Origin of the sequence: Lacinutrix sp., from assembly GCF_023299985.1 — a bacterium.
In the GTDB taxonomy this organism is placed as follows: Bacteria; Bacteroidota; Bacteroidia; order Flavobacteriales; family Flavobacteriaceae; genus Lacinutrix.
Map to the genome: position 1 here is coordinate 1 of NZ_JALZVX010000019.1, position 8,645 is coordinate 8,645.

Genomic DNA, 8,645 nt, shown 5'->3' on the forward strand with positions numbered 1-8,645 from the left:
GCATTTCTTTTGCTTCAAGCATTTCTATTAATTCTTCAATTTTATGATCTTTTCTTTTTATAGAATTACCTTTCCAGGTAGACACATTAAAATGTTTTGTGCCATGTTTTACGTGGTCTGCCATCCAATAATTTACTGGTGTTATTCTATTATACCAAGGATAACGTGTTGCGTTACTGTGGCAATCGAAACAAGCTTCTGTTAGTATTGCTTTTACGTTTTCTGGTGGTTTGGTGTCTTCAAAAAAAGCAGTAACAGACTCCATTGAACCTTCATTTTTTTCTGGTCCAAAAAACTGAGCTATTAAAAATACTATTAATAAAACAAGCAGTATTTTTTTTACAATTTTCATCTGTATATATTTATATTGTTTAATTTTAAAGCATAAAAATAATAATTTCATTTCACTCCTGAAGCCTTATATCAAGAATTAAATTATGTAAATCATTCTAGAGAGAAACGATTACACTACGCTAATTTGGTTATTAATAATCCAAGTTTAATTTCTAAGCTGTTAGATATTCTTTTTATGGTGGATAATAAAATGTCGCCTCGTGCTGCTTGGGTTTTCGAATTTATGTGTAAAGAAAACTTAAATACCATAATTCCTTATCTTCACCGTTTTACCGAAAACGTTAACAAAGTACATTTAAATTCCGCAGTAAGACCTGTTGCTAAAGTTTGCGAATACTTAATAAAAGCTTTGTACAGTAAACTAGATAACGAAATTAAACAAGCCTTAAATTCTACACATAAAGAAAAAATTATTGAAGCCTGTTTTGATTGGATGATTAATGACGAAAAAATAGCACCTAAAGCTTATGCTATGAATTCGTTATTCCTTTTAGGGCGAGATTATGATTGGATTCATCCAGATCTAGCATTAATTCTAGAACGCGACTACCAAATGCAAAGTTCTGGCTTTAAGGCAAGAGCTAGACATATACTTAATAAGATTATGAAATAGTGAATAGTGAATAGTGAATAGTGAATAGTGAATAGTGAATAGTGAAAAACTCGTTAAAACTTTTAATGCTTAACTCTTAACTTTTCACTTTCTTAGCTATCTTTGCTTTTTTCAAAATTTGAAACTAAATAACACAAAACTATGTCATTATCTGCATTAAATGCCATCTCACCAATAGATGGACGTTATAGAAATAAAATTGAAGTATTAGGCGATTATTTTTCTGAAGAAGCGCTTATTAAATATCGTGTTTTAGTAGAAATAGAATACTTTATTGCGCTTTGCGAACAACCTTTACCTCAACTTGAAAGTATTGATGCTTCGGTATTTGAAGACTTACGTAAAATATATAAAGATTTTTCTACAGAAGATGCGCAAGCCATTAAAGATATTGAAAGCGTAACAAACCACGATGTAAAAGCCGTTGAATACTTTATTAAAAAAGAATTCGACAAATTAGGATTAGAGCAATACAAGGAGTTTATTCACTTTGGTTTAACCTCTCAAGACATTAACAACACAGCAATTCCTTTAAGTATTAAGGAAGCTGTGAACGACGTTTACGTACCGCGTTATTTTGAAGTATTAAAGCGTCTAGAAGAATTATCTAACGATTGGGCAGCAATACCAATGTTAGCAAGAACACATGGTCAACCAGCTTCTCCAACTCGTTTAGGAAAAGAAATTGAAGTGTTTGTAGTGCGTTTAAAAGAACAGTTTAATTTATTAAACGATATTCCAAGTGCAGCCAAATTTGGTGGTGCAACAGGAAATTTTAATGCACATAAAGTAGCCTATCCATCTATAGACTGGAAAGCTTTTGGTGGTGCTTTTGTACAAGAAAAACTAGGGTTATCACATTCTTTCCCAACTACACAAATTGAACATTACGACCATATGGCTGCATTGTTTGATTGTTTAAAGCGTATTAACACCATAATTATAGATTTAGATCGCGATATTTGGACGTATGTGTCTATGGATTACTTTAAGCAGAAAATTAAAGCTGGAGAAGTAGGAAGTAGCGCAATGCCACACAAAGTCAACCCAATAGATTTTGAAAACTCTGAAGGTAATCTAGGTTTGGCTAATGCCATTTTCGAACATTTATCTGCAAAACTACCTATCTCTCGTTTACAACGTGATTTAACAGATAGTACTGTTTTAAGAAACGTTGGTGTGCCTTTTGGACATACACTTATTGCTTTTCAATCGACTTTAAAAGGATTAAACAAGTTATTGCTTAACGAACCTAAGTTTGCTCAAGATTTAGAAAACAATTGGGCTGTAGTTGCAGAGGCAATACAAACTATTTTACGTCGTGAAGCGTACCCAAATCCTTATGAAGCTTTAAAAGGTTTAACTAGAACTAACGAAGCAATTACTAAAACGTCTATTTCAAATTTTATTGATACTTTAGAGGTTAGCGATGCTATTAAAACAGAATTAAAAGCAATTTCGCCAAGTAACTATACAGGAATATAAAAAAAACAGAAGATTCAAAATATTAAAGTTTCTAAAAAACAAAAAGGCTTATCTCTCGATAGGCCTTTTATATTAACATGTAATTGTTAATTACAAACTATTCGTCAAAATAATTCATAAGTTTTTGAAGTTGACTTTCATCAACGTCTGCGTTTTTCATTTGAGATATCAACTGGTATAGTTTTTCGGGTTGCATATTGTCTCCTAAAACTCTTACTACTGCAAATCCAAGTTCTCTAGAGCTTGCTAATACTAGAAACTCATCTATAGTATCTTCGTCTCCAATGGTATTAATTCTAAATTTTATACCATTATCGCTAAATTCCATAAGTTCACTATACTTTTCATTTTTAAAAATAGTTTTTACTTTTTCTAATTCTTGAGTATAGTTTTCTTCGCTTATATTTTTAGCCTTGTAAGCCAAAATATTAATTTTATCAAACGACTTATAGATCTCTTTTTGTTCTTTGCTTAGTTCAACTTCAGAAATATCTAGCATTTTTGGAGATAAATCTAAAGTTAAAAACTCTGGCAAATCTTGATGTGCTACAAAGTAGTTTTGTATGGAAGCTTCGTCTTTACAACTTACTAGAGCAAGTGCTAAGAATAGGCTAAAACTTAAGGTTTTAAAAATTGATTTCATGATGATTGATAATTTTAGAAATAGATTATTTCTTACTCTTTTTCTCTAATTCCTTTGCTCCTGGTAAATCGAAAGCATTAATAAGCTTAGATAATTGGTTTAAATCAATATCGCCTACAAAAGAAACTAATACAGATTCCATACCTCTATTTTTACCGTTAACCGATACATCTAAATTTTTAGTAATAGCATCTAAACCATTTACAAACATTAAAAGTTCTTTAACATGGTCTTCGTTTTTACCTTCTTCAACATAAAACTTTACAACAACTCCATCGTCTTTAATCTCCATTAATTCTTCTAAAGAACCAGAGCGCTTATTTACCCATTTAGAAATATCTGCTGCAATAACTTTATCGTCTGTAGCTAATGTTTTAAAACTGGTAATACTTTTTACCATACTCATGAAATCCTGAGAATCTTTATCGTCTGTTTGTAAGTTAAATTTTGCTAACATTTGAAACATCTTAGGCTTAATTGATGCATAAGTTACATTGTCTTTATCGCTATATTTCTCAAATATATCGCTTTGAGCCATTGCTGTTAATGGCATTAATAGTATTGCAAAAGCAAATACAATTAGGGATTTTTTCATTGTGTTTAATTTATTTATTGTGTTCATTTTTTTAATTTTTATTTGTTAATAATGTGAAAATGAATTCGCGTTTTTAAATTTGTTTTTAGTTTTTAAATTCGTGTTACGCTTGGTTCATTTTTTAAAATCTTTTAATTTCTTGTTTTTTTTTAATCTTTCAATCCTCGAACAAAAACCTTCTCTTTTTTAATAAGCGATCCATAGGATTGGTTATTTCTTTTAAATAGTCAACTTGTGTGCCAATTTTACTAATTTCATCTAAATAGCTTACTTGAGCTGTGCCTTGATTAAAGTGTTTAGACATGATTGCTAGCGCTTCTTTAGCGTTATTAATTTCAATTTTATCTGCATCTGTTAGTGTTAGTTTTTCTTCATTAAAAGATTTAAAAACAAAAACCGACACCATAAGAACCGTAACCGCTGCAACAGATAACCATTTAAAATTAAATCTATTTTTATTCTTAGATTTTTCAGGAAATGATAACGCTTTAGTAAACTGTTCTTCTTGGTTTACCAAAAAATAAGTAAACATAGGTTTGTATGGTTCTAAATGTGGCGCTACAGTTTCTTGCGAAAAATAGTCTTTTAACTGCTGCTCTTCTTTTAGTGATGTCTCACCGTTTTCGTACTTTTCTAGTAAATTTTCTATATTATTTAACACCATAATTATGTGTACTCGTTAATTTTTCTCTTATTGTTTTTCTTGCTCTTGATAAAGCGACGCGTATTGCTGTTTCGTTCATATCAAGCATTTTAGCAATTTCTTTAAATTCGTATTGCTCTATATCTCTTAATTGTACTACCATTTTTTGTTGCTCTGGTAATGTTTCCATTATTTTCCCAACCCAACCTAGACTATCGTTTAATTCTAATTCTTTTTGAAGCGATACGCTATGGTCTTGGTAATTACTATGTACAATTTTTAAATGCTGTGCTTGTTTAGACTTTAGCTTATCGAAACAAAAGTTTTTTGTCATGGTCATTGAAAACGCTTCAACATTTTTATAGTCTTTTATCTTCGCTTTATTCTTCCACAGTTTTATTAAAACTTCTTGTGTTGCATCTTCGGCCTCTTCTCTAGACACAAGCAATCTTTTTGCTAGTCTAAAGACTTTGTCCTTAAAAGGTGTCACAATGTTTAAAAATTCTAACTGTGTCATTTAATTTGGTTGGTTTATGTTATTACGACGAACAACTTTGTATTTTGTTACAAAACATTTCTATTTAATCATATAAAATTTGAATTTGCTGTAAAATGGATGTTTATTTTTTTCTTTAAAAGAAAAATAAAAAATAAAAAAGCACGTTTCATAATTGTATGTATAGTTATGTTATGATTGTAGTTTAAAAATAACTACTTTTAGACTGAAAAAGAAAAATTACAAATATGAAAAATCCTAAAACACTACTTGCTGTAATACTATTATCTCTCCTCTTTACTAATTGTTTTGATGACCAAGATGATAACCCAATAACTACTCAAGACATTAACAGTTTTGTTTATCGTGGTATGGATGCATTTTATTTATACAGAGATCAAGTACCAGATTTGGTTCAAGACAGAGCCAATAGTAATGACTTTAATAACTATTTAAGCGGTTTTAATAGTCCTGAAACTTTATTTGAAAGTTTAATTTACGACAGAACAAACACAGATAGATTTAGCTGGATAGTTGACGATTTTATTGCGCTTGAACAACAGTTTGATGGTATTACAAAATCTAACGGAATGGAGTTTGGTTTACAACGATTCTCTTCTGGAAGTGATGACATTTTTGGAATTGTTAGACTCGTTTTACCAAATACTAGCGCAGAAGCTAATGGGTTACAACGTGGTGATTTATTTAATGCTGTAAATGGCACACAATTGACGGTTAGCAATTGGAATAGTTTATTAGGTGCAGATAATTTAAATTTAAACCTTGCCGTATATAATACTAATAATACTCCTGAAACAGATGATGACACTGTTGATGCTTCAGATAACACCATAGCGCTCTCTAGAATAGAATACACAGAAAATCCTGTTTTTAGAACTGAAATACTTCAAGTAGAAGGTGATAACGTAGGCTATTTAATGTACAATGGTTTTGTTGGCAATTTTAACAGTGCTTTAAATGCTGCTTTTAGTGAGTTTCTAGCAAATAATGTACAGCACTTAGTACTAGATTTACGTTACAATCCTGGTGGATCTGTAAATTCGGCAGCATTATTAGGTAGTTTAGTAACTGGACAGTTTAATGGCGATGTTTTTGCAAAATTACTATTCAACAACCTGCAGCAAGCTAGCAATGTTGACTTTGCTTTTGTTGATAATAACGAAGGTTCTGCTCTTAATAGTCTTAACCTTAATAAGGTTTATATTCTAGCAACAGGATCATCAGCTTCTGCTAGTGAAATGGTAATAAATAGCTTAGATGCTTATATAGATGTTATACAAATTGGTACACAAACCGTTGGTAAATCTCAAGCTTCTATAACAATTTACGATTCTCCAAACTTTGGTAGAACTGAAGCAAACCCAAGTCATACTTATGCTATGCAACCTTTAGTTGCAATAACGGTTAATAAAGATGGTACACAAGTACCTGCTCAAGGTATCGCTGTAGATATTGAAATAAGTGAAACAATAAATAACTTTGGTATTTTAGGTGACGCTAATGAACCTCTTTTGGCAGAAGCATTGGCTCATATCGCTGCTAACGGTAGACCGTTTAATATCTCAAAAAGCAAAACTATTGAGACTATTTTTGATAGTAACGATCTATTACCACACAGTAAAGAAATGTACATTGAGCAATAAAACTTACTTTAATTGGAGTTCTGGTAAAGACTCTGCTTTGGCTTTATATTATTTACTTAAAGACGCTAATTTCTCAATTGAAAAACTGGTAACGACTGTTAACGCTCATTACAACCGTGTTTCTATGCATGGATTACCTGTTAATGTTTTAAAGGCACAAATCGAAGCTATTGGCATTCCATTACAAACTATTGAGCTTCCAGAGCAACCAAGTATGGAAGATTACGAGCATATAATGACTAAAACGGTTAATAGCCTAAAAGCAGAACAATTTACTCATGCTGTGTTTGGAGATATTTTTTTAGAAGATTTAAAACAGTATAGAGAAGATAATCTTGCAAAACACAATATTAAAACGGTTTTTCCACTTTGGAAAAAAGACACCACAACATTAATTAACCAATTTATAGATTTAGGATTTAAAGCTGTTATTGTTTGTGCTAGTGCTAAATATTTTTCTGAAGATTTTGTTGGACAAACCATAACTAAAGAACTTATAGCCAACTTACCCAAAGAAGTCGATGTTTGTGGCGAAAATGGAGAGTTTCATACCTTTTGTTATGATGGTCCTATTTTTAAAAAGCCTATTCTTTTTTCTATTGGAGAAAAAATATATCGTGAATACAACACGCCAAAAACTGAAGATTCTGTTTGTGGCTCTGGTAAAACTGGATTTTGGTTTTGCGATTTGGTATTAGAATACTAAAAAAGCCTGCGAATGCAGGCTTTTTTAATTTACAAATAATCGTTTTTTAGTTGAAGTAAACTTCTCCTGGAATAATACCTATTTCAAGAGATTCAATTTCTGTATTTGTACTTAAATCGTAAACTTTTAATGATCCTTCACTAGTAAAATCTCCAGCATCTACACCATATAACATTCCATTATTAATAGCCATATCATAAAAATTAATTGAAGAAAATTCTGCTGTAGTAGGTAACACATCATCCGTTTCTGTTAACTTATATATGCCATCAGACGATTTATAATAGAAACTTCCGTTATTATCGTAATTCAATTTACTTGGAGCTAAAGCTGTGTCAAATGCAATAGTTTTGGTAATTGTATTATCAGAAGCGCTAATTTCAATTAAGTTTTCAGAGGTTAATACCCAAACATCTCCATTAGCATCAAACTGAATTGAATTAGGAGAGTTTCCTACTGTAACACTAGTTGCAATTTCATCTGTAACAGTGTTAACAACATCTACTTTATCTCCAAACCCAAAAATACCAGTAGTAACATAAACCGTGTTATTAGAAGCTATAATTTCTTCTGGCAAATAACTTGTAGGTATAGTATTAGATATGGTATTCGTCTCTAAATTAACTACTAATAAAACATCATCGGTAGTATCGCTAAAATCTCCCCAAGCAGTAACATATCCCTTACCATTTGATACTGCCATATATCTTGGGTTAATAACAACTGTATTTATTGTTGCTATAGATTCAAAAGTATAACGGTTAACAACTTCAATTTTATTTGAACCATTTACTACGATATAAGCATGCTCTCCATCAAAAGCAATGCTTTGTGCTGTATCACCTAACAAGTTTGAATTTACATTATTAAAAATATTAGTTTCTACTGTCTCAAAATCATTAGAAACAAAAGCTACAGATCCATTTCCTCCTTGAAAATTTCCTTCATGAGAAATTAATATTCCATTTTCATAATCGCCTAAAGGTACTGCTGGTATTATGGTATCATCATCGTTACTACAAGATGTAAAAGTTAAGCCTAATGCTAAGGCTACTAAAGCTAATTTGTTAATTTTCATTTGTTAAAATTTAATTGTGGTTTGTATTGTAAAATTTCTATTTGGCATTGGACGCAATGCTACGTTTTCGTAATAAGTATTGTAAATATTATTGACTCTTAATTCTAATACATAATTGGTATTGCCTTTAGTGTTTAAATTATAAGAGACTCCTAAATTGCCTACATTATAAAATGGCAAAGTATCTCTAGAAATAGTAAACACTTCTCCATTAAATAGATGCTGATAAAACATTGAGAAGTTTTTATAACTATAACTTAAAGAAGTATTTCCTTTATGAAAAGGCACATAAACCAATTGTTTTTCTGTTTCCTTATTTTCTGAAACAGTATAAGAGTAGTTTCCTTTTAATTCAAAACGATGTGCAT

The 8,645-nt window shown here is 30.7% G+C and carries 10 protein-coding genes and 1 pseudogene; 4 read left to right on the top strand and 7 right to left on the bottom strand.

Going from position 1 to position 8,645, the window contains the following annotated elements:
• Positions 1-352 (bottom strand): heme-binding domain-containing protein (locus tag Q0C58_RS01245; protein ID WP_290696537.1); only part of this gene is annotated, 352 nt, incomplete at its 3' end.
• Between the two features lie 177 nt (positions 353-529).
• On the opposite strand from Q0C58_RS01245, the gene Q0C58_RS01250 reads away from it, so the two are divergent.
• Both Q0C58_RS01250 and purB read left to right on the top strand, forming a co-directional pair.
• Positions 530-967 (top strand): adenylosuccinate lyase, encoded by a 438-nt coding sequence (locus Q0C58_RS01250; RefSeq protein WP_366841047.1) that lies wholly within the window; start codon positions 530-532, stop codon positions 965-967.
• A 141-nt stretch (positions 968-1,108) separates the two neighbouring features.
• A complete protein-coding gene (purB, locus tag Q0C58_RS01255; protein ID WP_290696538.1) occupies positions 1,109-2,452 on the top strand; it encodes an adenylosuccinate lyase in 1,344 nt (447 codons plus the stop codon).
• Between the two features lie 97 nt (positions 2,453-2,549).
• Here the strand turns inward: purB and Q0C58_RS01260 are convergent, their stop codons facing one another.
• The 4 genes from Q0C58_RS01260 to Q0C58_RS01275 all read right to left on the bottom strand — a co-directional run bounded on the left by Q0C58_RS01260 (position 2,550) and on the right by Q0C58_RS01275 (position 4,850).
• On the bottom strand, positions 2,550-3,095 hold the full coding sequence (locus Q0C58_RS01260; RefSeq protein ID WP_290696540.1) for a DUF4252 domain-containing protein: 546 nt from the start codon (positions 3,093-3,095) through the stop codon (positions 2,550-2,552).
• Between the two features lie 25 nt (positions 3,096-3,120).
• Positions 3,121-3,690 carry a DUF4252 domain-containing protein gene (locus Q0C58_RS01265; RefSeq protein WP_290696541.1) on the bottom strand — a complete coding sequence of 190 codons (570 nt, stop codon included), beginning with the start codon at positions 3,688-3,690 and terminating at the stop codon, positions 3,121-3,123.
• 157 nt (positions 3,691-3,847) lie between these two features.
• Positions 3,848-4,354, bottom strand: a complete 507-nt coding sequence (locus Q0C58_RS01270; RefSeq protein ID WP_290696543.1) for a hypothetical protein — start codon at positions 4,352-4,354, stop codon at positions 3,848-3,850.
• Positions 4,341-4,850: an RNA polymerase sigma factor gene (locus tag Q0C58_RS01275; RefSeq protein WP_290696545.1), complete on the bottom strand. Its 510-nt coding sequence runs from the start codon at positions 4,848-4,850 to the stop codon at positions 4,341-4,343. Before Q0C58_RS01275 ends, Q0C58_RS01270 begins: the two co-directional genes overlap by 14 nt.
• 227 nt (positions 4,851-5,077) lie before the next feature.
• Here Q0C58_RS01275 and Q0C58_RS01280 point away from each other — a divergent pair, with 227 nt between their 5' ends.
• Together Q0C58_RS01280 and Q0C58_RS01285 are read left to right on the top strand one after the other, a co-directional pair.
• Positions 5,078-6,493 carry a S41 family peptidase gene (locus Q0C58_RS01280; protein ID WP_290696547.1) on the top strand — a complete coding sequence of 472 codons (1,416 nt, stop codon included), beginning with the start codon at positions 5,078-5,080 and terminating at the stop codon, positions 6,491-6,493.
• Entirely contained in the window at positions 6,483-7,199 is a 717-nt protein-coding gene (locus tag Q0C58_RS01285) for a diphthine--ammonia ligase (protein ID WP_290696549.1), read from the top strand. Before Q0C58_RS01280 ends, Q0C58_RS01285 begins: the two co-directional genes overlap by 11 nt.
• A gap of 46 nt (positions 7,200-7,245) precedes the next feature.
• On the opposite strand, the gene Q0C58_RS01290 is transcribed toward Q0C58_RS01285, so the two are convergent.
• Both Q0C58_RS01290 and Q0C58_RS01295 read right to left on the bottom strand, forming a co-directional pair.
• Positions 7,246-8,277 carry a DUF5074 domain-containing protein gene (locus tag Q0C58_RS01290; RefSeq protein WP_290696551.1) on the bottom strand — a complete coding sequence of 344 codons (1,032 nt, stop codon included), beginning with the start codon at positions 8,275-8,277 and terminating at the stop codon, positions 7,246-7,248.
• Positions 8,278-8,280: 3 nt separating this feature from the next.
• Positions 8,281-8,645 (bottom strand): annotated as a pseudogene (locus Q0C58_RS01295) (TonB-dependent receptor); the annotation flags it as partial.